This is a genomic window from Streptococcus sp. 959 (assembly GCF_013277075.1).
GTDB classification, from domain to species: Bacteria; Bacillota; Bacilli; order Lactobacillales; family Streptococcaceae; genus Streptococcus; species Streptococcus pseudopneumoniae_C.
The window spans coordinates 37,866-60,188 of the sequence record NZ_VMMF01000020.1; the positions used below are offsets into that span (position 1 = coordinate 37,866).

Annotated in this window: 24 protein-coding genes, 1 tRNA gene, 1 other RNA gene and 3 pseudogenes; 2 read left to right on the forward strand and 27 right to left on the reverse strand. The window is 40.4% G+C overall.

All coding sequences use genetic code 11. The features are described 5' to 3' along the window. Positions 1 to 488: 488 nt before the first annotated feature. The 9 genes from HT717_RS07410 to HT717_RS07450 all read right to left on the reverse strand — a co-directional run bounded on the left by HT717_RS07410 (position 489) and on the right by HT717_RS07450 (position 5,890). Positions 489 to 668: a hypothetical protein gene (locus HT717_RS07410; protein WP_173304884.1), complete on the reverse strand. Its 180-nt coding sequence runs from the start codon at positions 666 to 668 to the stop codon at positions 489 to 491. A 39-nt stretch (positions 669 to 707) separates the two neighbouring features. Further along, positions 708 to 878: a H354_08695 family bacteriocin-like peptide gene (locus HT717_RS07415; RefSeq protein WP_000067699.1), complete on the reverse strand. Its 171-nt coding sequence runs from the start codon at positions 876 to 878 to the stop codon at positions 708 to 710. A 27-nt stretch (positions 879 to 905) separates the two neighbouring features. Next, positions 906 to 1,097 (reverse strand): bacteriocin immunity protein, encoded by a 192-nt coding sequence (locus HT717_RS09955; protein ID WP_080982852.1) that lies wholly within the window; start codon positions 1,095 to 1,097, stop codon positions 906 to 908. A 12-nt stretch (positions 1,098 to 1,109) separates the two neighbouring features. Continuing rightward, positions 1,110 to 1,286, reverse strand: a complete 177-nt coding sequence (locus HT717_RS07425) for a class IIb bacteriocin, lactobin A/cerein 7B family (protein ID WP_049539060.1) — start codon at positions 1,284 to 1,286, stop codon at positions 1,110 to 1,112. Positions 1,287 to 2,073: 787 nt separating this feature from the next. After that, positions 2,074 to 2,538 carry an IS200/IS605 family transposase gene (gene tnpA / locus HT717_RS07430; RefSeq protein ID WP_173304886.1) on the reverse strand — a complete coding sequence of 155 codons (465 nt, stop codon included), beginning with the start codon at positions 2,536 to 2,538 and terminating at the stop codon, positions 2,074 to 2,076. Between the two features lie 184 nt (positions 2,539 to 2,722). After that, positions 2,723 to 2,959, reverse strand: a complete 237-nt coding sequence (locus HT717_RS07435) for an acyl carrier protein (RefSeq protein WP_173304888.1) — start codon at positions 2,957 to 2,959, stop codon at positions 2,723 to 2,725. Positions 2,960 to 2,964: 5 nt separating this feature from the next. Continuing rightward, positions 2,965 to 3,957, reverse strand: coding sequence for a phosphate acyltransferase PlsX (gene plsX, locus HT717_RS07440; RefSeq protein ID WP_173304890.1), 993 nt, complete (start codon positions 3,955 to 3,957; stop codon positions 2,965 to 2,967). Further along, complete coding sequence (recO, locus tag HT717_RS07445) at positions 3,954 to 4,724, reverse strand: DNA repair protein RecO (RefSeq protein WP_173304892.1); 771 nt, start codon at positions 4,722 to 4,724, stop codon at positions 3,954 to 3,956. Before recO ends, plsX begins: the two co-directional genes overlap by 4 nt. Further along, complete coding sequence (locus HT717_RS07450) at positions 4,721 to 5,890, reverse strand: pyridoxal phosphate-dependent aminotransferase (protein WP_173304894.1); 1,170 nt, start codon at positions 5,888 to 5,890, stop codon at positions 4,721 to 4,723. Before HT717_RS07450 ends, recO begins: the two co-directional genes overlap by 4 nt. Positions 5,891 to 6,038: 148 nt before the next feature. On the opposite strand from HT717_RS07450, the gene HT717_RS07455 reads away from it, so the two are divergent. Further along, on the forward strand, positions 6,039 to 7,049 hold the full coding sequence (locus HT717_RS07455; protein ID WP_173304897.1) for a YeiH family protein: 1,011 nt from the start codon (positions 6,039 to 6,041) through the stop codon (positions 7,047 to 7,049). Between the two features lie 30 nt (positions 7,050 to 7,079). Here HT717_RS07455 and HT717_RS07460 read toward each other — a convergent pair whose 3' ends face one another. The 17 genes and pseudogenes from HT717_RS07460 to comW all read right to left on the reverse strand — a co-directional run bounded on the left by HT717_RS07460 (position 7,080) and on the right by comW (position 21,153). Further along, entirely contained in the window at positions 7,080 to 7,517 is a 438-nt protein-coding gene (locus tag HT717_RS07460) for a CoA-binding protein (RefSeq protein WP_173304900.1), read from the reverse strand. Between the two features lie 83 nt (positions 7,518 to 7,600). Then, positions 7,601 to 10,234, reverse strand: coding sequence for a DNA polymerase I (gene polA / locus HT717_RS07465; protein WP_049540726.1), 2,634 nt, complete (start codon positions 10,232 to 10,234; stop codon positions 7,601 to 7,603). Positions 10,235 to 10,465: 231 nt separating this feature from the next. Beyond that, the gene (srtB, locus tag HT717_RS07470) at positions 10,466 to 11,296 is read right to left on the reverse strand and encodes a class B sortase, LPKTxAVK-specific (protein ID WP_049540724.1); all 831 of its coding nucleotides are present in this window, start codon (positions 11,294 to 11,296) and stop codon (positions 10,466 to 10,468) included. Positions 11,297 to 11,381: 85 nt separating this feature from the next. After that, positions 11,382 to 11,429, reverse strand: a pseudogene (locus tag HT717_RS10055) (LPKTxAVK-anchored surface protein); the annotation flags it as partial. Positions 11,430 to 11,522: 93 nt separating this feature from the next. Next, positions 11,523 to 12,017: a hypothetical protein gene (locus HT717_RS07475; RefSeq protein ID WP_053092701.1), complete on the reverse strand. Its 495-nt coding sequence runs from the start codon at positions 12,015 to 12,017 to the stop codon at positions 11,523 to 11,525. A 223-nt stretch (positions 12,018 to 12,240) separates the two neighbouring features. Continuing rightward, positions 12,241 to 12,629 (reverse strand): annotated as a pseudogene (locus HT717_RS09960) (hypothetical protein); the annotation flags it as partial. 1 nt (position 12,630) lies between these two features. Beyond that, the gene (locus tag HT717_RS07485; protein ID WP_173304902.1) at positions 12,631 to 13,569 is read right to left on the reverse strand and encodes an Rpn family recombination-promoting nuclease/putative transposase; all 939 of its coding nucleotides are present in this window, start codon (positions 13,567 to 13,569) and stop codon (positions 12,631 to 12,633) included. A gap of 118 nt (positions 13,570 to 13,687) precedes the next feature. Continuing rightward, positions 13,688 to 14,656: a ribose-phosphate diphosphokinase gene (locus HT717_RS07490; RefSeq protein WP_000010158.1), complete on the reverse strand. Its 969-nt coding sequence runs from the start codon at positions 14,654 to 14,656 to the stop codon at positions 13,688 to 13,690. Positions 14,657 to 14,800: 144 nt separating this feature from the next. Then, positions 14,801 to 15,616, reverse strand: a complete 816-nt coding sequence (locus HT717_RS07495) for a PrsW family glutamic-type intramembrane protease (protein WP_049538985.1) — start codon at positions 15,614 to 15,616, stop codon at positions 14,801 to 14,803. A 24-nt stretch (positions 15,617 to 15,640) separates the two neighbouring features. Next, a complete protein-coding gene (locus HT717_RS07500; RefSeq protein WP_000119802.1) occupies positions 15,641 to 16,138 on the reverse strand; it encodes a carbonic anhydrase in 498 nt (165 codons plus the stop codon). A 72-nt stretch (positions 16,139 to 16,210) separates the two neighbouring features. After that, entirely contained in the window at positions 16,211 to 17,575 is a 1,365-nt protein-coding gene (gene radA, locus HT717_RS07505) for a DNA repair protein RadA (protein ID WP_173304904.1), read from the reverse strand. A 10-nt stretch (positions 17,576 to 17,585) separates the two neighbouring features. Further along, the gene (locus tag HT717_RS07510; RefSeq protein WP_162489569.1) at positions 17,586 to 18,143 is read right to left on the reverse strand and encodes a histidine phosphatase family protein; all 558 of its coding nucleotides are present in this window, start codon (positions 18,141 to 18,143) and stop codon (positions 17,586 to 17,588) included. Further along, positions 18,103 to 18,546: a dUTP diphosphatase gene (locus HT717_RS07515; RefSeq protein ID WP_049538983.1), complete on the reverse strand. Its 444-nt coding sequence runs from the start codon at positions 18,544 to 18,546 to the stop codon at positions 18,103 to 18,105. The genes HT717_RS07510 and HT717_RS07515 overlap by 41 nt, the downstream gene beginning before the upstream one ends. Before the next feature lie 56 nt (positions 18,547 to 18,602). After that, positions 18,603 to 18,700, reverse strand: an RNA gene (gene ffs, locus HT717_RS07520) — signal recognition particle sRNA small type. 32 nt (positions 18,701 to 18,732) lie between these two features. Beyond that, positions 18,733 to 19,200 (reverse strand): tRNA adenosine(34) deaminase TadA, encoded by a 468-nt coding sequence (gene tadA, locus HT717_RS07525; protein ID WP_049538981.1) that lies wholly within the window; start codon positions 19,198 to 19,200, stop codon positions 18,733 to 18,735. A 199-nt stretch (positions 19,201 to 19,399) separates the two neighbouring features. After that, positions 19,400 to 20,686, reverse strand: a complete 1,287-nt coding sequence (locus HT717_RS07530; RefSeq protein WP_049538989.1) for an adenylosuccinate synthase — start codon at positions 20,684 to 20,686, stop codon at positions 19,400 to 19,402. Between the two features lie 230 nt (positions 20,687 to 20,916). Beyond that, positions 20,917 to 21,153: a sigma(X)-activator ComW gene (gene comW, locus HT717_RS07535; protein WP_049538978.1), complete on the reverse strand. Its 237-nt coding sequence runs from the start codon at positions 21,151 to 21,153 to the stop codon at positions 20,917 to 20,919. 411 nt (positions 21,154 to 21,564) lie between these two features. On the opposite strand from comW, the pseudogene HT717_RS07540 reads away from it, so the two are divergent. Then, positions 21,565 to 22,103: pseudogene (locus HT717_RS07540) on the forward strand (transposase family protein). A 122-nt stretch (positions 22,104 to 22,225) separates the two neighbouring features. Here the strand turns inward: HT717_RS07540 and HT717_RS07545 are convergent. Then, positions 22,226 to 22,299 (reverse strand) — tRNA-Asn (locus HT717_RS07545). Positions 22,300 to 22,323: the final 24 nt, after the last annotated feature.

A 22,323-nucleotide genomic window follows, 5' to 3' on the forward strand; every position in this document is an offset into this window, starting at 1 on the left:
ATAAATCATTGATAATAACCTTTACGACATCCTATTTATTACTTCAATTACTAATGTCCCTGCTATTTCTAAGCCATCTATGGTATGACCTATTCATGTTCAGAATAGATAACACCGTTCTAAATTACGATTCATAGTTACTCCTTTTTGTGATTCGTTACTATAAGACACCTATTCCCTATAGAGCGTCTACTGCTTCAAATTTATCTATTCTTTTTTTCTTTACTTCTATATAAAAGAATGAATATCATCATAAATAATGCAATCGTTGGTATATTGAAACTATCAAACTAAGTAGGTAAAGATACTTTATTTATGTCAGCTACTAATCTGATGATTATATAGAACATCGAACTAAGTAATACCATAATTTCAGGCCAAACTTTCAGTATTGATTTAACAAATTTCATATTAAACTCCAATGTGATGCATCCTTAGATTCTAGCCTAGATATTTTCAGCGCAGACTAATAAGTCATTCTTAACTGTTTACTCTACTCGCTTTTTATTGACCTTATATCCTAGATAAAAGATCCCAAATAAAACAGGGTAAATTTCTGGATAAAATAGGGTATTGATCGGATTTTTCAAAATCAAATACGTTGCGATGTAGATAATGAGTGATACGGTAAAATACCCTTCAGCAAAACCTAATAAAAATGTTTTCATAGAAGACTCCTATTTTACTAAAAAACGTTCTACCATTTTTTATCCACCTCGTGATGCCGACTGATAACCATTATACGCACCCCAAGCTAACAGTCCGACAGCCAAAATACCACCACCAACCAAAAGTAACACTCCTCCACCATCAACTTCTTGCAATTCAATATCACTTAACGTAGTATAATTTTGTTCAATAGTTTGTAAATTTGACATATTTATCCTCCATTTTAATAATAAAAATTAGTTTTCTTTTAATACACCAATAATAATCATCAATACACTCATAACAAACGCAGACAACAATCCTTTAGTAGTACTATTTAAAAAAGGTCTATCAAAAACATAATAATTATATGCAGATAATCCTAAACCAACGGCAGTCACCACAATTGTAATAACGAGTAATATAATCCAAAATGTTCTCTTGCTCATATTTATCAAAAACTACGGATGAGTAATATAGTAGAACGTTTTACCAGCAGCTTCACCAACTTGGTAAATCCCCCAACCAATTGCAATACCCACAGAGACTACCTCCCAAGCAATTCCCCCATCTACATTCACCAACTCTTCTTCTGTAAGAGCTACAAAGTTCTGTTCCATTTTGTCAAAATTTGTCATCTTTTTTCTCCTCAATTTGTATATGTTTAATGTTTATACTCTAAGCCACTTAAATAGCCAGATTGGATAAATAACTGAAATAAGCATTTCTAATCTCCTTCCTTTTCTTTCTTACTTATTTATTCGAAAAATAATTCGAAAATGTACAACGAAATTAAATTTATTTGAAAAATAATTTAGTAAACCACGGATAAAAAATTGGTAGATACATGAACTAGGCTCCTTTCTTTTTCCTCTTACTTATCTATTCGAAAAACAATTCAAAAATGTACAACTAAATTAAATTTATTTAAAAAATAACTCAGTGAACCATGGGTAGAACATTGATATAAACATGAACTAGGCTCCTTTCCTTTTCCTCTCACTTATTTATTCGAAAAATAATTCGAAAATGTACAATTAATTAAATTTTATTTGAAAAATAATTTAATGAACTACGGATAAAAACCGGTCACATACAGTAGATTGAAATAAGATGTGAACAAATCGGTTAGGAAAGTTAAATTAATTTCTAAAAATGTTTTAGCGATTGTAGTATACTATTTTAGTTTCAATCCACTATACATAAATATTCCTCCTTTTTCTTCCTTATCTATCTATTCGTAATTCCCACTAAAAGTTCTAAATTTTTTATTTTTCCTGACAATCATGACCACCCGTCTAACGGGTGGTTTGAACCAGGGCTATAAACCCAAATTACCAGCCAGCGCCTAAAGACGCTGGCTTTCACGTTGTTCAAGCCTCATTGCTCTTGACTCGTCACTTGCCTCTTAAAGAGGCTTTTGTATTACTTACCACTATCCCTAAAGGGATCCTCATATTCTTTTACACTCAATTTATCTAGTGCTATATCATGCTTTTCCTGCTCTTGAATATACTTATTAATTGTGGCTTCATTGAGTCCAACCGTACTCACATAATAACCTTCCGCCCAAAAATGCCGATTCTCAAACTTATACTTGAGATTGGCGTGTTTGTCAAACATCATGAGTGCACTTTTACCTTTTAAATCCCCCATGAAACTTGAAACACTTATCCTTGGTGGAATACTAACTAACATATGTACATGGTCTGGCATTAAGTGACCCTCGATAATTTCAACTCCTTTATAACTACACAAGCGATGAAATATTTCTCCTAAACTACTTCGATATTGATTATAGATTACTTTTCGTCTATACTTAGGGGTGAACACAATGTGATATTTACACATCCACTTTATGTGTGATAAACTATGTGCTTTTTGTGCCATATTTTTCTCCTTTCACTTTACAATTGGCTTGAACACCTTTATTGTATCGCGTTTGGAGTTTTTGAGGTATAACCTTCGACGCGCACCCGCATAGCGGGTGGTTTTTTTGTCTCGCACCTAGCGGAGCGAGACGGACTAATAGTCGCATAATAAAAAAGCAACACGACTTGCATGTTGCTTCTTGCTATTCTTTACTTTTGACGACCTCTACCACATCTCCTACACTCTGCAGTTGATCAATTTCCTCGTCACTGATTTCGATACTAAATTCATCTTCCAGTGTCAAGATAAACTCCATCAAGTCAACTGAGTCAGCATCCAAATCATCTTTTAGACTCAAAGCTTCGGTCACGACAAAGTCCTCTCCCTGTCGCTCTTGGATAATGGTCACAATACGGTCAAAAATTTCTTTTTCTGTCATCTCTTTTATTCTCCTGAAAATTCACGCGCAGTCTGGGCAACTACGTCTGTCTCTAGCATGGTACGAATCTGGCGGATTGTACTATAAACAGCCTTGGCATCGCTTGAGCCATGAGTCTTGACAACTGGTGCCTTGACACCAAATAAGACCGCTCCACCAACATCTGAATAGTTAAGCTGTTTTTTCAAACCTCTGAGGCTATCCTTGAGAAGAAGGGCGCCTAGTTTCGCTCGAAGACCACCACCTGTAATAGCGGTCTTGAGCAAGCCCATAATTCCCATGGCTGTCCCTTCAATGGACTTGAGCACAGCGTTTCCCGTGAAACCATCTGCCACGACAACATCCGCAACGCTATTCATCAAATCACGCGCTTCCACGTTTCCGATAAAGTTCAAACTTTCATCAGCTGCTAGTAATTCATAAGTCTCCTTACGAAGTGGGTCACCCTTACTACTTTCTGTTCCATTGTTAAGCAAGCCAACACGTGGTTGCGCAATACCGCGGACATTTTTAGCATAGAAGGAACCGAGGACAGCGTATTGATGGAGGTGCTGGGCTGTATTCTCCGCATTGGCACCGAGGTCCAGCATGTCAAAACCCTTCCCATCTACAGTCGGCAAGGTCGACATAAGCCCAGGACGGTCGATATTCTTGATACGACCCACGATGAAGAATCCAGCCGCCAACAAAGCACCTGTATTCCCAGCCGAGAGGACAGCGTCTGCTTCACCCTCTTTGACAGCCTTGGCTGCCAATACCATACTGGCATTTTTCTTCTTCCGAATAGCTCTCGTAGGTTCATCGTCTGAATCAATCTTTTCATCCGTATGGATAATGCTGACGCGCTCTGTCGCTGTCAGATATTGCTTGATTTTAGCTTCATCTCCATAGAGTTGAACCTCAATATCTGAAAAGTCAGCCAGGGCTTGATTTACCCCCTCAACGATGGCCTGAGGTGCATAATCGCCCCCCATTGCATCTACTGCGATTTTTTTCATTTCTTTTCCTCTTTTAGTAATTGACCCCAGTCTGCTAGGGAATCAATAAATTTCTTTGATTTTAAGTGAATCCCAACGTACTCTTCGTAGAGTTGATCCATAAATTGGCGTAGCTCTTGCTTGATTTCAGGCTTGAGCGAAATGGTCTCCAAGGTCTCAAACTCAATGGCTTGAAACTGATTGAGCAGATAAGGGATATTGGGATTGAGATGGCAACGTCTCTCATCTTCATGATAATGCTCTGGACAAAGGCAGGCTCCATATTTGAAAGAAAAGTCAAAAGCCTGACCGACCCGATGGCAGAAGATACACTCATTAAAATTGAGGCTAATCCCAAATCGAGTCAAGATTTGAATTTCAAAAATATTGGTCAAAACCTGATAATCCAAACCCTCTTCCATCAACTCCAAAGTCTTTTGCAAAAAAGCAAACAAGGGAGCATCCTGCTGATTGTCCTGCAAACTAGCATCTGCAAGAGCTGCTACATAGGTCGCATAGGCCATGACAAAGAGATCGCTATTAATCTTGGGAAAGGTCATGACCTCATGATAGTCCTCGATGTAGCTGAGACCGTCATCATTGATTCGCAAGAGAAATCGTGCCAGCACCAAGGGTTGAATAACAGGAGCCAGTTTGGACTGACCAGCGTGTTTGACGAAAAACATGCGCTTGCCAGCCTGCTCTGTAAAAATCTTGACTAGCTTATCATCCTCACGAAAGTTACGATTGTAGAGCACCAATCCTTGACTCGTGATAGACTGAATCATGCTTCTCTCATGTACTCCTCAAGTCGTTTCATGGCTTCTTTGATAGTCTCCATGCTGGCTGCATAAGACAGGCGAACATAGCCTTCCCCGTAACGCCCAAAGGCGGCGCCAGGGATAAAGGCAACGGCCTTCTTCTGAGCAAAATCCTTCAGAAAAGCAAAGGAATTTTGAGTGTAACCCGCAGGAATCTTAGCAAAGATATAGAAGGCACCGTCTGGTTTGATAATCTCAAATCCAAGAGCAGTCATTTTCTCGATAATGTAGTCCCGACGCTGGATATACTTTTTCTTCATAGGTTCTGCATCATCTTTACCAGCTGTTAAGGCTTCCACCGCAGCGTGTTGCGCCATGGTATTTGCGGCAGTAACCAAGTACTGGTGACTCTTAATCAACTGGGCTGTAAAGGCTGCAGGAGCGAAAATCAGACCCAAACGCCAACCTGTCATAGCATGCGATTTAGACAAACCATTGATAATAATAGCCTGATCTCTCAACATAGTTCCCAAAGATACATGGGCTTGCCCTGTGTAGGTCAATTCTGAGTAAACCTCATCACAGACAACGAAAATCTCATACTTGCGTAAAACAGCTGCCAAGGCTTCCAACTGCTCCCGACTATAGGTAATCCCTGTCGGATTGGCTGGATAGTTGAGAATAACCGCCTTGAGCTTGTCACCCTGCTCCAAAATGGCCTTTTCCAACATCCCTGGAGTCAAGACAAAACCATTTTCAGTTGTGTCAATCTCGACAATCTCTGCCCCAACTAGATTGACAATCGGTTCATAACCCGGATAAGCAGGAGCTGGCAAAAGCACCTTGTCTCCCTCTTCCAAAATAGCTGTCAAAGTAGCAGATAAGGCCTCTGTCGCCCCAATTGTAACCAAGATTTCATTTTCAGGAGCATAGTCCAGTTGGTACTTTTCCTTAACAAAATCACTGGCCGCCTGACGTAAAGTCAGCAGACCACTCATCCCTGTATAGTAGGATTGGTTCTGGTCAATCGCTCGCTTAGCCGCCTCCTTGACATGGTCTGGCGTTATAAAATCAGGTTCCCCCAAGGTCAAACGCAAGACCCCAGGAATCTCAGAAATAGCCTGGTCAAACTGACGAATCAACGAAACTTGAATCTTATCTAACTGTTTATTAAAGCGCTTAGTTAAGTCCATAGATACCTCCTACTTTCAAAACGTATCTCTATTATACTACAAAAGCCCCCCGACCGCAAAAATACATTAGAGAATAGCTTTCCACTTTCTATTTTACTTTTCCTCTTTACAGGTCTATAATGGTAACAGATTCTATTTGGAGGTTTGTATGTCATTTCTATCAAAAAATGGAGCAGGAATCTTGGCCTGCCTTCTCATTTCTATCGTATCTTGGTTTCTAGGAGGACTTTTCCCCGTCGTGGGTGCACCTGTTTTTGCAATTTTTGCTGGAATGCTCCTCCACCCCTGGCTCTCACCATACAAACAACTAGACGCAGGATTGACCTTTAGTTCCAAGAAATTGCTCCAATATGCTGTTATTTTGCTTGGTTTTGGTCTCAATATCTCGCAAGTCTTCGCAGTTGGGCAATCTTCGCTCCCTGTCATCCTGTCCACTATCTCAATAGCCTTGATTGTTGCCTACCTCTTCCAGCGCTTCTTTGCACTGGACACAAAACTGGCTACCTTGATTGGAGTGGGTTCTTCTATCTGCGGTGGTTCGGCTATTGCTGCGACAGCACCTGTTATCCATGCCAAGGAAAAAGAAGTAGCCCAAGCCATTTCCGTTATCTTTTTCTTCAATGTCTTGGCTGCACTCATCTTTCCAACTCTAGGCACCTGGCTTCACTTATCAAATGAAGGCTTCGCCCTCTTTGCAGGAACTGCGGTCAATGATACTTCCTCTGTAACAGCTACAGCCAGCGCCTGGGACAGCCTCTACCAGACCAATACCCTCGAATCAGCAACTATTGTCAAACTTACGCGGACTCTGGCTATTATCCCCATCACTCTCTTTCTCTCCTACTGGCAAAGTCGCAAGCAAAAAAATAAGCAAGGATTGCAACTGAAAAAAGTCTTCCCACTTTTTATCCTTTACTTCATCCTTGCATCGCTCCTAACCACCCTTCTGACCTCTCTTGGTGTGTCCAGTAATTTCTTTACCCCACTCAAACAACTCTCCAAATTCTTCATTATCATGGCCATGAGTGCCATCGGTCTCAAAACAAATCTGGTCGCTATGGTCAAATCCAGTGGAAAATCCATTGTTCTCGGAGCCGTCTGCTGGATTGCCATCATCCTCACCAGCCTCGGTATGCAGACCCTTATAGGCATTTTCTAACACAAAAGGTAGCCCACCAGCTACCTTTTCTTATGCTTCCTCAATCAAGCGAGTATGTTCTCTCTTGATGCAACGATTCATCACGATGTCCTCGCATCCACCAGCACGCAAGATTTCTTCCGCTTCTAGACTTTCAAGTCCTAGCTGTGCCCAAAAAATCTTAGCATCAGCCTTGAGAAAATCACGCGCTACATCTGGCAAAAACTCGCTGCGACGGTAAACATTGACAATGTCTACAGGAAAAGGAATCTCAGCGAGGCTGGCATAAGCCTTTTCACCCAAGATTTCGCCACCTGCTGCCTTGGGATTGACAGGGATAATTTTATAACCCCGAGCCTGCATCTCCTTGGTCACTCGATTGCTGGTTGTTTCCTCACGGTCTGACAAACCCACAACAGCAAGGGTTTTACTCGTTGCGAGATACTGACGAATCACGCCATCACTTGGATTGATAAATTCTTGACTCATAGAAATTCTCCTTTTTCATCAGTATAGCACAATTTGAAAAGGCTTGCAGATTTTGACTACAAAAAAGAGGACTAGCCCCCTTTTTATTTAGCCTCATACCAGGTTGCCCCTTCATTTTCATCTGCGATGAGGGGAACACTGAGTTGGATGGCTTCTTCCATGGTTTGTTTGACCAATTTTTTCATCTCTGCTAGTTCCGATTTAGGCACTTCAAGGACGATTTCATCGTGCACTTGTAACAACATCTTGGTCTGATAACCACCTTCAACTAGAGCCTTATCTAGCTGGATCATAGCAATCTTGAGAATATCTGCCGCAGATCCCTGAATAGGAGAGTTGATAGCAGTCCGCTCCGCAAAACCACGAATGTTAAAGTTACGCGAATTGATATCTGGCAACTCACGACGACGCTTGAAGAGGGTCTCTACATAGCCCTTATCACGCGCCTCACGCACCACCTCATCCATGTAGTTTTTAATACCTGGGAAGCGTTCAAAGTAAGTATCAATATAGGCTTTTGCTTCTTTACGGCTGATGCCCAGATTATTAGACAAGCCAAAGTCTGAAATCCCGTAAACCACTCCAAAGTTAACCGCCTTGGCATTACGACGGTCATTCGGAGTCACATCCTCAGGACGTTCAATTCCAAAGACACGCATGGCTGTCGAGGTATGGATATCTGCCCCCTCTTGGAAGGCCTTAATCAAGTGTTCATCCTTAGAAATATGAGCCAAAACACGCAATTCAATCTGTGAATAGTCAGAGCTGAGCAACACACTATCCTCCCACTCAGGCACAAAAGCCTTACGAATGAGACGGCCTTGCTCCAAACGAACAGGAATATTTTGCAAGTTTGGATCCACACTAGACAAACGCCCTGTCTGGGTCAAATCCTGAACATAGCGAGTATGAATCTTGCCATCAGCCAAAATCCAGTCCTGCAAGCCAATCACATAAGTAGACTGAATCTTAGCAATCTGACGGTAATCCAGGATTTTCTTAACAATCGGCGCTATAGGAGCAAGGCGCTCCAACACATCCACCGCTGTCGAATAACCTGTCTTGGTTTTCTTAGTGTACTCTAGAGGAAGTCCCAATTTTTCAAAAAGAAGTACGCCCAACTGCTTAGGCGAGTTGATATTAAACTCCTCACCAGCCAACTCGTAAATCTCTTGAGTCAGTTTTTCAATAACAAGCTCATTTTCAGCCTGCATCTCAAGCAAGGTCTCTTTCTTGACCGTAATCCCAGCAATTTCCATCTTGGCAAGGACAAAAGCCAGAGGTTGCTCTATATCATAAAGAAGCTCTAACTGACCATTTTCGCTGAGTTTCTCAAGTAAAACAGGCTCTGTCTCAACCAATACAGCAAGCTTACGAGCCAAATGTTCCAAGAATTTCTCGCGTTCAGGAATGGCCTTTTTGACACCCTTACCATAGAAGGTCTCATCATCAACCAAATAAGTCTGGCCATAAAGACTAGCGATAGTCGTAATTTCATTGTCCTCCACAGTCGAAAGGAGGTATTTAGCCAAACGGCCGTCAAAAGCAGGCGCCTGCAAATTCACATCATAACGATTTAAGAGAACTTTAGCCTTCTTAAAGTCATACACTCTCAAAGGTGTTTTTTCTAGAAAATCCTTAAAAATCGGCTCTTGCAAAAGTTCAAGCTTGTCTGTAGCATAGAGCTTTTCCCCACAAGACCAGGCAAATCCAATCAAATCATCCGTATGATAATTTTCACCAAAAAGCTCAAAATGGAAGATAGACTCTTCATTCAGCATATCTTGACTGATTTGGTCAACAATAGTAAAGTCCAAACTCTCAGCCACATCAGTCGAAGATGCATTTAAAGCCTGTTTGAGCTGTTTGAAGCCCATCTCATCGTAGAATTTCCCAAGATTTTCCACATCTGGACCACTATAAACCAAATCCTCCAAACCAATCTCAATCGGTGCCTTGGTATCAATGGTCGCCAGTGTTTTAGACAAAAAGGCCTGTTCCTTATCATTGATGAGATTTTCCTTCATCTTAGAAGCCTTCATCCCATCGATATTTTCATAAATCCCTTCAAGCGAACCATGCTCCAGCAAGAGCTTGATACCCGTCTTTTCTCCGATTTTGGTCACCCCAGGGATATTATCCGACTTATCACCCATAAGCGCCTTGAGATCGATAAACTGAGTCGGTGTGAGTCCCATCTTTTCCATGAGATAATCTGGTGTAAAGGCCTCAAACTCAGCAACACCTTTCTTGGAAATCTCAACCACCGTATGCTCATCCGTCAGCTGAATCAAGTCCTTGTCCCCACTGACAATGGTAATATCAAAACCATCCTGCTCAGCTAGTTTATCCAGCGTCCCGATGATATCATCTGCCTCATATTGAGCCAACTCATAGTGGCGAATCCCCATATGATCCAGCAACTCACGAATGAAAGGAAATTGCTCACGAAACTCATCAGGAGTCTTAGCACGACCACCCTTATAGTCCGCATACATCTCTGTACGGAAGGTCGTCTTTCCCGCATCAAAAGCCACCAAAATATGACTCGGCTCAACCCGTTCCAATAAATGACTCAACATCAACTGAAAGCCATAAATGGCATTGGTATGCAAACCAGCCGCATTCTTAAAACGGTCCAACTGCTGATAGAGCGCAAAAAACGCCCGAAAAGCAACAGAAGACCCATCAATCAATAATAATTTTTTCTTATCCATACACCCATTATAAAGGAAAGCACCAAAAAATACCATTGGGAAGAGCCAGACCAAGTATTTTTCATACTTTTGGCGAATATAGCCATTTAGTTTTAAAAAAACAGAACTTAGCCCATGACTAAATTCTGTTTTTATGCTTTATAATTATAAAAGTGAAATCCTTTTCAACTGCAAAGAACTTCTATTCTTGCTAGACTATATTTATTCCTATTGTAGTAGTAGTCTATATATTTATCTTGTTGGTTTATACGTTAATTGATCTTTGTGCTGTTTGACAAACTCACTCATTTCTGAGTCTGGTATTTGACGAAGATATAGATTCGCACGAATCGTTTCATCTTCTTCACGACAAGTTGAAAGAACTAAATACTTATCTTTAGCTGATACTTTAACATTTGGTTTCTTAACTTCAGCTGTTTCATAAATAGTTGTTAACTGCGTTTGAAAATCTTTATCATCATCAAATGAAGTGCGATAAAAGGCTGTTTCTTCTGGTACTATAATCATAGCAACTGCTTCATAATAATACTTTTTCTCTGGAGTCTCAATCACAACATATGGATGTTCATCAAAATAATCTTGACGACTATAGTAGTTCACATCATTAAACATACGATGATCCCCAACTTTACTACCACGAGCATGACCAAATAACCAAGTTAAACGGTCACTAAAATCCTTTTTATTATCTGTGTCCATAAACACTGTTCCCATATAAGGTTCATGACCACCATCAAATCTCTTATCTAAATAAGTTGAGTTATCAGTTGTTTGAACAACTGGCTCATCCAACTCTGTTCCGGGCGCATACACATAGGCAATCGTGTCAGAGTTTGTATTCAGCAAACCACTGAACTTATTCTTAAGATATTCTTTTTCCTCTGCTGATGTCGTATCAATTTTTTGTGTCGTTTGCGCTACCTTAGTTTCACTCGCCTGATCAGTTGGAGCTAAGAATGTCTTATAAAGGAATACACCTCCTAAAGCGACAATAGCTACAGCAACAAGCGAAGCGATAATTTTCTTCATAGGTGACTTATTTTTAGTTGAACGTCTGCTCATTTTTATCTCCCTCATTTATTTACTTTTATCAAAAAAATCACTGAAACGAAGTTTCAGTGATTAGTTACTTCATTAAATAAATAAATTATTTAGAAGCGTGTGTTTTTGGAAGAGCTTTTTGACCAGCTTTAGCTGTTGCACCTGCTTGTTTAGCTGCTTCTTCTGCTTGTTTAGCTTGCTCTACTGCACCTGGTTTACCTGGTTCTGGAGTAGCTGATGGAGCTGTTTATCCGTTTTGACCATCTTGAGCGTGATCTTTCAAATAACGAGCGTTTGCTTGTTCAGGAGTTTCGTTCAAGATATAGTATTTACCTTCTTTTTTAAGAGCTGAATTGAAAACTTCTTGTAAATGTTTCACCGCTTCGTTACGAACTTTTGCCACTTCTGCATCGTATGCTTTTTGAGCAGCTACAACTACATTTCTGTATGGTGCTAAAAGTTCATCACGGTTATGTGTGAAGTTTTCTGGTGCATTTTCTGCTTTTGCCAATTCAGCTTGTGCTTTCTCAAGATCAGCTTTATTTGCATTGATATTTTCACTATATGCTGCCACATATTCGTTAACTCTATCAGCAGTTACAAATTCTGATTGGCTTTCATATGCTTCACGTGAATCATATGGTCCAGGGAGGTTAGCTCCACCATTGTTATCTGCAAATGCTGGCACTACTGCAGAAAATACTGCAAGAGCTGCTACTGATGTCAATAAAACTTTTTTCATTGTTTTATCTCCTCTTTTATTTTTTATTTGATTGTAAAGAGTTTTCTTTACTACCACCGTTATACCACTTAAATAATTGGTGTCAACAATTTTTATCTTATTTTTAAGAAAATATTGGAGAAAACAGTCCAAACTTTAAATGTTGAACTCTAATCACTCATAAAAGCTAACTTATTTCAATCAAACGAACAATAATCCTTTATATTCCCGACTATTCGAATCATTACTGGATGGCAACATCTGAAATCAGAAGGCCTTGATGGACTAGATTTACTAAACCTACTTTTACCTCTCTTCAATCCACTCTGCACGTCCACGTTCTAAGCCTTTTTCTTCAGCTCGTTCCAAGGCATAGTTATGTGCTAACAAGGCTTGTTCTTCGCGCATACGTAGTTGACTAAACATTTTCCTGTCCTCCTCGGACCAGCTCTTGTAGTCCAGCAGTTGGTCTGCCTGGCTGATGGCTCGCTCGGGTTGCTGGGTAAAAGGTTTGTTCCCGAAAAACTCCAACCACGGCTTGCGAACCTTGTCTTTGCTGGTTTCTCTGTATTTTTTTAATTCCAAGAATGCCATCTTGACCAGATGGTGTTCTTGTCCATTATTGGTGATGGTCTTACAACAACGCCTCAAACTCAGCGACAGTCATGCCCAATTGTTCACTCGCAACTTCAGGTGTTAGAAGACCTTGACAGACTAGATTTAGTAACATAGACAAACTTCCTTCAACTTTTCCACGCTCCAGTCCCTGTTCTAAACCTTGTTCAATTCCCTCTGCTCGTCCACGCTCTAAACCTTTCTCCTCAGCTTGTTCCAAAGCATAGTCCTGTGCTAACAAGGCTTGTTCTTCACGCATACGTAGTTGACTAAACATTTTCCTGTCCTCCTCGGACCAGCTCTTGTAGTCTAGCAGTTGGTCTGCCTGGCTGATAGCTCGCTCGGGGCGCTGAGTAAAGGGCTTGTTCCCAAAAAACTCCAACCACGGTTTACGAACCTCGTCTTTGCTGGTTTCTCTGTATTTTTTTAGTTCCAAGAACGCCATCATCTTGACTAGATGGTTTTCTTGTCCATTGTTAGTGATGGTTAAAGCCTCACCTGTCGTGTCCTCTCGCATACTAAAACTGTGGAAGGCCAAATCATCTGAGAAGTAATTGCTATCCACGATAGCGATAGCATATACTGGTGCGATGTGTTTGTAACTCTGATGAGTATTGCCCTCTTGCTGGCGAATTTTTTCTAGGTTTTGATTGACCTGACTACACAAATAAGCCCATAGGCGATTGATGAAAAAATTCTGATGATGAACTTGAATTTCAATAATTACTTGAGTTCCATTATCTAGTTCAGCTAAGACATCTATACTTGTATAGAAATCCTGTGCCGAGTACGGCATGGAAGGTAAGACATGAATATTGCTCCCCTCCAAAATCGTCACATTTTTTGCTGGCAAGTCCAGCATATCGCGAATAAATTGACAAGTGATTTCTGGATTGCTAAAGATTTTTTTAGCAACCAAATCGTTGGTCGGGCTGATGCCCGGATGACGCACAGTCATATTTCTTCTCCTTTCATTATAGCACATTTTTAAATCTAGGTTTACTAGATTCACTAGCTCTATCTATTTATTCGGAAAAGAGACGAAAAAAACCTGAGAATTATCTCAGGCTTGGTCATTAAATCTTTTTCTCAATACTGAAAAGTGGAGAAAGTGGGCGTTTTTCATGGATACGTACAATAGCATCCCCTAGGAGATGAGCGATTGAAATTTGCTCAATCTTATCGATCAAACGCTCTTCTGGGAGATAGATAGTATCCAAAACAACCAATTTCTTGATAGCTGATTTTTGGATATTGTCCATAGCAGGACCAGAAAGAACTGGGTGCGTACAGCTCGCATAGACTTCAACAGCACCAGCTTCCGCAAGGGCATCTGCCGCATGACAAATCGTTCCAGCAGTATCAATCATATCATCAATCAAGATACAAGTCTTGCCTTCAACCTTACCGATGATGTTCATAACTTCACTGGTATTCATCTTATCAACGCTACGACGTTTGTCAATGATAGCGATAGATGTTTTCAAAAATTCTGCCAATTTACGAGCACGAGTCACACCTCCATGGTCTGGGCTGACAACCACATAGTCAGAACCAACCATACCGCGACGCTCAAAATAATCCGCAATCAGAGGAGCTCCCATCAAGTGATCCACAGGAATATCAAAGAATCCTTGAATCTGCGCAGCATGCAAGTCGATTGTCAATAAGCGATCTACTCCAGCTACTTCAAGCATATTTGCGACAAGTTTTGAAGTGATTGGCTCACGCGCTCTCGCCTTTCTATCCTGACGTGCATACCCATAGTAAGGCATGACAACATTGACAGATTCTGCACTCGCACGCTTCAAAGCATCTACCATAATCAAAATTTCAAGCAGATTGTCATTTACAGGTGAACTAGTTGATTGTAAGATAAAGACGTGTTTCCCACGGATTGATTCTTCGATGTTGACCTGAATCTCTCCATCTGAAAATTGGCGAACACTTGATTTCCCCAACTCTATCCCAATCTCCTGCGCCACACGTTCTGCCAATTCTTTATTAGAAGAAAGGGCAAACAGCTTTAAATCAGAAAAAGACATGATTTCCTCCGGTATATATGTATCGCTTGTGCTTTTCACAAGATTTTCCATCTACCATTGTAGCGCTTTTTACACTATTTTTCAATCAAAAATAAAAGAAGGGCACCATATTTGTGCCCTTGCATCATTCTTTTGAAAAATATTCTAGTTCATCAACTCATTGTGCTTCTCAACAAAGCGATAAGCCTGATAAAAACCATAGAGAGTAATGGCTGTAACTACTGGAATCGCTAGTGGCAACTCTGTCTCTAATTCTACAAAAGGAGAGTTAAACAAGAAGTGAGTTCCTAAGGCTAAACTTAGGAAGATAATCCCCTGTTTCTTTCCAACCTTCTGTCCTTTATAGGCTCTGTAAAGTAAGTAAAAACCCACTACAGCCAGACCTGAAAAAGTCCAGTGAGAGGCAATTCCTGAGATGATGCGCTCTAAAATTCTCGAAATGGTAAAGTCAAATCCCTCTGGCAAATCCGTACGAATATAACCAATATCCTCAATCATTTGGAATCCCAAACCAGAAGCAATCCCTAGTAAAAACAAAGATTTTAATTTTCGTACAGGAATCAAAGCTAAAACAAAGATAAGTGGCAACAATTTCAAGGGTTCTTCTACCAAAGGAGCCACAATAGCACTTTCAAAGGCATTTAAAAATGCACTATCTGGGAAAAGAACACCTAGTAAATCATGGATATAGGTATTCGCAAAGCTAGATAACCAGCCTGAAAAGAACATCCCACCCAATAAAGACAAAATCAGGGCATTCTTTGGCAATTCCCATTTTTTCCCAATACGGAAAAGGAAATAAAGAGCCGGAATCATGTAAAAGAGAGCTAGAAAGATAGAAACTCCCATTAGTCCATATTCCGCACCTGACATCGAACCGTCCGTATAGTAGATGGTTTCATACTGTAAACCAATACAGAGCAATAAAATAAAAATAAATAAAATACTGTTTTTCTTCATACACTTTCTTTCTAAATAAAGTATTTATAATTCTACGACTGTCATACTTCCTGTATCCACATCGTAAATGGCACCAGAGATAATGACATCATCTGGTATTAGAGGAGACTCGATAAGGGCTTGCATGTCCTCACGCACACTCTCCTCTATATCTTGGAAGGGCAAAAAGTCCTGGTCTGACACGTCGACACCCAGTTCCTCTTTCAAATACTCCTGAAAAGGACCATTTTCAAAAGTCTGAGCACCACAGTCTGTATGGTGCAGCACCACAATCTCTCTTGTCCCCATCTGTTGCTGGGAAATCACCAGCGAACGAATCATGTCCTCAGTCACTCGACCACCTGCATTCCGCAAGATGTGAGCATCCCCAAGTGCCAAGCCCAGAGCTTGCGCAACGTGCAGACGTGAGTCCATACAGGTCACAATGGCTACTCTAGTTTTGGGTTTAAGTGGCAGATTTAACTGCCCATGTAGGGCAACATAAGCCTGATTGGCTTGCATAAACTGTTCAAAATACGACATGATTCCCTCCTCGAAAATTTGATGGTCAAATATTTCTCCTATCTTATCATTTTTAAGAGGATTTGTCACGGATTATGCAAAGACCTTTTTCAAAACCTCCTGAATGGTAGTCACACCAATGACCTGAATTTCCTTGGGCGGAGTGATTCCTGTCAAAGAATTTTTCGGTACATAAATCTTAGTAAAGCCCAGTTTAGCAGCTTCATTGATGCGTTGCTCGATACGATTCACGCGCCGAATTTCTCCCGTCAAACCAAGCTCTCCAACAAAACATTCCTGAGGATTAGTTGGCTTGTCTTTATAGCTCGAAGCAATGGCAACTGCAACGGCCAAGTCAATGGCAGGTTCATCCAATTTGACACCGCCAGCAGATTTAAGATAGGCGTCCTGATTTTGCAAGAGAAGACCTGCCCTCTTTTCCAAAACAGCCATAATCAGACTAGCACGATTAAAATCAAGTCCTGTCGTCGTACGCTTAGCATTTCCAAACATGGTCGGTGTCACCAAAGCCTGAACCTCCGCCAAAATCGGACGCGTCCCTTCCATGGTCACAACGATTGACGAACCAGTCGCTCCATCCAGACGCTCCTCTAGGAAAACTTGACTCGGATTGAGAACCTCAACCAATCCGCCCGACTGCATCTCAAAAATCCCAATCTCATTAGTGGAACCAAAACGGTTTTTGACCGCTCTCAAAATACGAAAGGTATGGTGGCGTTCCCCTTCAAAGTAAAGTACCGTATCTACCATGTGCTCCAACATACGAGGACCGGCCAAGGTTCCTTCCTTGGTCACATGCCCTACGATAAAGATGGCAATGTTATTGGTTTTGGCCAGCTGCATCAGTTCAGCTGTCACCTCACGCACTTGAGAAACAGACCCCTGCACCCCTGAAATCTCAGGAGACATGATGGTCTGGATGGAATCAATAATGAGAAAGTCTGGTTGGATCCGCTCTATCTCAGCTCGAACACTCTGCATATTAGTCTCTGCATAGAGATAAAACTCGCTATCAATATCTCCCAAGCGCTCTGCTCGCAGTTTAATCTGCTGGGCAGACTCCTCCCCACTGACATAGAGAGCAGTTCCCACTTGAGACAGCTGGGTTGAAACTTGTAGAAGAAGGGTTGATTTCCCAATACCAGGATCCCCACCGATAAGGACGAGACTTCCTGGTACCACTCCGCCTCCAAGTACACGGTTGAATTCCTCCATCTCCGTCTTGGTTCGATTAACGTTGATGGAAGTCACATCAGCCAGTTTCATGGGCTTGCTTTTCTCACCTGTCAAGGACACACGCGCATTCTTTACCTCGGCAACCTCAACCTCTTCTACAAAGGAAGACCAAGACCCACAGTTTGGACAACGCCCAAGATATTTAGGGGAATTATACCCACAATTTTGACATACAAATGTCGCTTTTTTCTTTGCGATGATAAACCTCTTTCTATATCTCTAACTCACACTCAATCACTTGGCAACAATCAATCTTCTCATTTGGCACAAACTGGCGCATGAGCATGTTGTGGGTCACCACTATCACGGTCTGATAATCTCGATATTTAGCCATGCATTCTAGAAAACGAGACTTCATCTCCGCAGCTGTCTCATACTGAATAGGACTATTGGGAAGTAACTCCCCCTTATTTTCTAGAAACATAGTACGAGCTTTTTCAAAATTATCTGTGCCACTTTCATAGACCTGCCATTCATGTAATAAAGGCTCTACTCTTAAAGGAAGACCCGTAGCACAAACCGCATAAGAAGCCGTTTCTAAAGCTCTTGTGACTGCAGAAGATACGATTATTTCTGCTGAAGAGAGGAAAGGATCTTTGCTCAGTTCCTGAGCTTGCTGCCGTCCCTTCTCAGACAAGGGTGCCAAATCTATCCCAAATCCCGTATAAGAACGCTCCTCTAACTCACAATAATCTGGCTCTCCATGACGTACAAAGATAATTTTCATCCTAGTGACCAGTTGAGCCAAATCCACCAGTTCGAACGCCATCAGCCGCATCTCCATCTGCAATTAAGAAAGGAGCAAAGATAGCCTGGACAACACGTTCTCCAACTTCAAGAACAACTTCTTGATCTGTAATATTCTTCATCTGAGCAAAAATATGCCCTTCATTCCCAGGATTTCCATAATAATCCCCATCAATGACACCTACAGAGTTAATCAAGACCAAGCCCTTCTTACGAGGGTTTGAAGAACGATCATAGAGGTAGAGAACCTCAGTCGGTTGCATATAAGCCTTAACTCCTGTCGGAACCAAGACAATCTCTCCTGGCGAAATAACCGTACACACTGCAACCTTTAAATCGTAACCAGCCGCATGCGCTGTCTCACGCTTTGGCAATAAATTTTCATCTGTAAAAGTCGAAACCAATTCAAAACCACGAATTTTCATCATATTCTCTTTTCTATTATCATTTATTCTAGATTATTCTATCTTATTTATTCGGAAAAAGCACGAAAAAAAGAGCACACAATTCAAATCGCTTAGGGCTGCTGGATTCCTCCCCTGACCCGCTTCACGCAGAACTGTTGCTCCACTATTTATTATATCACATTCCTATTCATTTTAAAAGAAAAATTATTTTTTCCGTCTATTTCTAAAAAAGTCCTGCATGATAGCTGCGCATTCATCTTCCAAAATTCCCGTTTCAACCTCTACACGATGGTTGAGACGCTCATCTGTCAAGATATCGTACAAACTTCCAGCAGCGCCAAATTTCTGGTTTTTAGCCCCATAGACCACGTTTGGAATACGGGCGAGTCCAATCGCCCCACTACACATGACACAAGGCTCAATGGTCACAAAAAGCGTGCAATCCAGCAAGCGCCAGCTCTCCTCATTCAAGTTCGCATTCTCTATTGCCATAATCTCCGCATGCATAACCGCTCGCTGCAATTCCTCACGCGCATTATGCCCACGACCAATGATTTCCCCATCTTTGACAATCACACAACCAATTGGAATTTCATCGTGTTCTAAAGCAATCTCAGCCTCTCTCAAAGCCTCCCTCATAAAGATTTCTTTTTCTTCAACTGTATAATTCATCAATTTCCCTTTTTCTACTTCTCGATTTTATTATTATATCATGAATCCCAACACAAAAAAAGCCACCGAATGCGGTGACTCTATAGGGAGATTATTATGAAAAAGAAAAGTTTAGGATATTTGTTACAACAAGTTAGGAGGTCTTCTTGTAACTGTCTATAGTATACCCGACCTATCTTAAACAAATCTTAAAAATCTCTTACGACCAAACACTTTCTAAAATATTTGTTTGTTCACGACCAGGACCTACTGAGAAAGTAGAAATACGAACGCCAACCAATTCACTCACACGACGAACATAGTTACGCGCATTCTCAGGAAGATCTTCCAAATTACGAACTCCGGTGATATCTTCTGACCAACCTGGCAACTCTTCATAGATAGGCTTGCAACGTTTCAATTGCTCAAGACTAGCTGGATAGTAGTCAATACGTTGACCATCCAGATCATAAGCCACACAGATTTTCACTGTATCTAAACCACTCAAAACATCGATAGAGTTCAAAGAAAGGTTAGTAATACCAGAAACGCGACGGCTATGACGCATGACAACTGAGTCAAACCAACCCACACGACGTGGACGACCAGTTGTAGTACCATATTCATGACCTACTTCACGGATACGTTCTCCTACTTCATCAAACAACTCAGTTGGGAAAGGACCGTCTCCTACACGACTTGTATAAGCCTTACATACACCTACAACCTTGTCAATCTTACTTGGACCAACACCAGAACCAATTGTCACACCACCAGCCACAGGGTTTGATGACGTAACAAATGGATAAGTACCTTGGTCGATATCTAGCATAACACCTTGGGCACCTTCAAAAAGGACGCGTTTACCGTTATCAAGCGCATCATTCAAGATGACAGATATATCTGTCACATATTTCTTGATTTGTTGACCATATTCGTAATACTCTTCAAAAATATCATCGAAAGCAATCGCTTTACTATCATACAATTTTTCAAAAAGACGATTCTTTTCAGCAAGGTTACGTTCTAAACGCTCACGGAAAATGTCTTTATCCAAAAGATCTGCGATACGAATTCCCACACGAGCAGCCTTGTCCATATAAGCTGGACCAATTCCCTTGATTGTAGTACCAATCTTATTGTCGCCCTTAGCTTCTTCTTGCAAACGGTCTAACTCGATATGATAAGGCAAAATAACATGCGCACGATCAGAAATACGCAAATTATCAGTTGTTACACCTTCCTCATGAAGATAGTTCAACTCTTTTACAAGAGATTTAGGATTTACAACCATACCATTCCCGATAACAGAGATTTTTTCAGGGAAGAAAATCCCAGATGGAATCAAGTGCAATTTAAACTTCTTACCATCAATCACAATCGTGTGACCTGCATTATCACCACCTTGGTAACGTGCAATCACTTCTGCATTCGCTGAAAGGAAGTCCGTAATCTTCCCTTTACCTTCATCACCCCATTGGGTACCTACAACAACAACTGAAGTCATAATCTTGTCTGAGCCCTCAGGCTCTTCCTTTCTCACATACATGGCAGGAATCTCACCTGCAATTATATCTTACAATTTATTATAAGAAAAAATCGCCTTTTTATCAAGAAGAAACAATAGAAAGATTTGCTATTTCCAACTATTAAAAAATGATTTAGAAAAATTACCAGCTATTTATTGTTATATTGCCATGAAAAAGTAAGTTTGTTCGGAAATTTACTAAAATTACCTCAACAAGAAATAAAACCTCGATTCATTATCATCTTTTCAAGATACAAACGATAAGCAACACGATAATGATAAACGATAAAATCCCTACGACACCCAATACCATATCTCACTAAATAATAAATCAAAAATTTAAAATGGAAATGTTCCCAATCAAAATTATCACCAAATACAGTACCATACTCTTCTTCAATATTTCTATAAAAATCCGTCATCTGCTCATAAATACTTTGTAGCATAAGCATACACTCCTTTACCTTTTATGACCTTATTCTAACAAAAAATTTTAATTAATCATTAATAATTCCTGAATTGTTAAAATACCAACCTCAACAAGATAAAAAATAGAAAAAGTTGACAGAATAGAGATAAATATCTTACATCAAAAACAAACTATTAAATCCCTAAAAATAAAAAATTTCCTATAAATGATTGAATAAATTATCCTGTTTTATTTCAATAGTAATAAATATTTCTCCAGAGTTCTTCAACGAACTTGAGTCAGAACTATGAAGTGATTGAATAGAAATGAAGCACTTAATAATTATTAAAAAGAAAAGTAACTATAGTATTTGTAGTCGGTAAATCCCATATGGATCTTATGGAGCCTATTTTATTGTAGAAAAAATTCCATACCTAATTTCTAAATTATGGATATCATAATAGGGGTACAGATAAGGAAATCATCTATAAACTGGACTACGACGCCCCATCTTGCCCTGATTGCGGAAGTTAAATGAAGAAATATGATTTTCAAAAACCGTCGAAAATTCCTTACCTTGAAACAACTAGTATGCCTACCAGAATTCTACTTAGAAAGCGTCGTTTTAAGTACTATCAGTGTCCGAAAATGATGGTGTCTGAAACTTCTATCGTCAAGAAAAATCATCAAATTCCTCGTATTATCAACCAAAAGATTGCTCAGAAGTTGATTGAAAAGACTTCTATGACCGACATTACTCATCAGCTTTCCATTTCCACTTCAACTGTCGAATTTCTAGGCTCAGGCTGAAACAGTGCCCTTCAACTACCCTATTCTAACTCCAAATTAGAAGCGACTAATAATCTCATTAAACTTATCAAGCGAAATGCCTTTGGATTTGGGAACTTTGAAAACTTCAAAAAATGGATTTTCATCGCTCTAAATATCAAAAAAGAAAGGACGAAATGTGTCCTTTCTCGTTCTTAGCTTTTCTTCAACCGACTACAGTTGACAAATGATAAAAATCTGAAATATCTCGCGTCATTAGGTGCGAGATAGATTATTAATTACATAACAAAAAAGAGGTCAAGACCTCCTTTAATTAACTACTCCGCCAGTAGGACTCGAACCTACGACATCATGATTAACAGTCATGCGCTACTACCAACTGAGCTATGGCGGAATAAAGCTAAGCGACTTCCATATC

Coding starts and splice junctions, on each gene's coding strand:
- HT717_RS07410 (WP_173304884.1), bottom strand. CDS start 668: ATGAAAACATTTTTATTAGGTTTTGCTGAAGGGTATTTTACCGTATCA.
- HT717_RS07415 (WP_000067699.1), bottom strand. CDS start 878: ATGTCAAATTTACAAACTATTGAACAAAATTATACTACGTTAAGTGAT.
- HT717_RS09955 (WP_080982852.1), bottom strand. CDS start 1,097: ATGAGCAAGAGAACATTTTGGATTATATTACTCGTTATTACAATTGTG.
- HT717_RS07425 (WP_049539060.1), bottom strand. CDS start 1,286: ATGACAAATTTTGACAAAATGGAACAGAACTTTGTAGCTCTTACAGAA.
- tnpA (WP_173304886.1), bottom strand. CDS start 2,538: ATGGCACAAAAAGCACATAGTTTATCACACATAAAGTGGATGTGTAAA.
- HT717_RS07435 (WP_173304888.1), bottom strand. CDS start 2,959: ATGACAGAAAAAGAAATTTTTGACCGTATTGTGACCATTATCCAAGAG.
- plsX (WP_173304890.1), bottom strand. CDS start 3,957: ATGAAAAAAATCGCAGTAGATGCAATGGGGGGCGATTATGCACCTCAG.
- recO (WP_173304892.1), bottom strand. CDS start 4,724: ATGATTCAGTCTATCACGAGTCAAGGATTGGTGCTCTACAATCGTAAC.
- HT717_RS07450 (WP_173304894.1), bottom strand. CDS start 5,890: ATGGACTTAACTAAGCGCTTTAATAAACAGTTAGATAAGATTCAAGTT.
- HT717_RS07455 (WP_173304897.1), top strand. CDS start 6,039: ATGTCATTTCTATCAAAAAATGGAGCAGGAATCTTGGCCTGCCTTCTC.
- HT717_RS07460 (WP_173304900.1), bottom strand. CDS start 7,517: ATGAGTCAAGAATTTATCAATCCAAGTGATGGCGTGATTCGTCAGTAT.
- polA (WP_049540726.1), bottom strand. CDS start 10,234: ATGGATAAGAAAAAATTATTATTGATTGATGGGTCTTCTGTTGCTTTT.
- srtB (WP_049540724.1), bottom strand. CDS start 11,296: ATGAGCAGACGTTCAACTAAAAATAAGTCACCTATGAAGAAAATTATC.
- HT717_RS07475 (WP_053092701.1), bottom strand. CDS start 12,017: ATGAAAAAAGTTTTATTGACATCAGTAGCAGCTCTTGCAGTATTTTCT.
- HT717_RS07485 (WP_173304902.1), bottom strand. CDS start 13,569: ATGACTGTGCGTCATCCGGGCATCAGCCCGACCAACGATTTGGTTGCT.
- HT717_RS07490 (WP_000010158.1), bottom strand. CDS start 14,656: ATGTCTTTTTCTGATTTAAAGCTGTTTGCCCTTTCTTCTAATAAAGAA.
- HT717_RS07495 (WP_049538985.1), bottom strand. CDS start 15,616: ATGAAGAAAAACAGTATTTTATTTATTTTTATTTTATTGCTCTGTATT.
- HT717_RS07500 (WP_000119802.1), bottom strand. CDS start 16,138: ATGTCGTATTTTGAACAGTTTATGCAAGCCAATCAGGCTTATGTTGCC.
- HT717_RS07510 (WP_162489569.1), bottom strand. CDS start 18,143: ATGGCGTTCGAACTGGTGGATTTGGCTCAACTGGTCACTAGGATGAAA.
- HT717_RS07515 (WP_049538983.1), bottom strand. CDS start 18,546: ATGAAAATTCGTGGTTTTGAATTGGTTTCGACTTTTACAGATGAAAAT.
- tadA (WP_049538981.1), bottom strand. CDS start 19,200: ATGAATTATACAGTTGAAGAAAAAGAAATCTTTATGAGGGAGGCTTTG.
- HT717_RS07530 (WP_049538989.1), bottom strand. CDS start 20,686: ATGACTTCAGTTGTTGTTGTAGGTACCCAATGGGGTGATGAAGGTAAA.
- comW (WP_049538978.1), bottom strand. CDS start 21,153: ATGCTACAAAGTATTTATGAGCAGATGACGGATTTTTATAGAAATATT.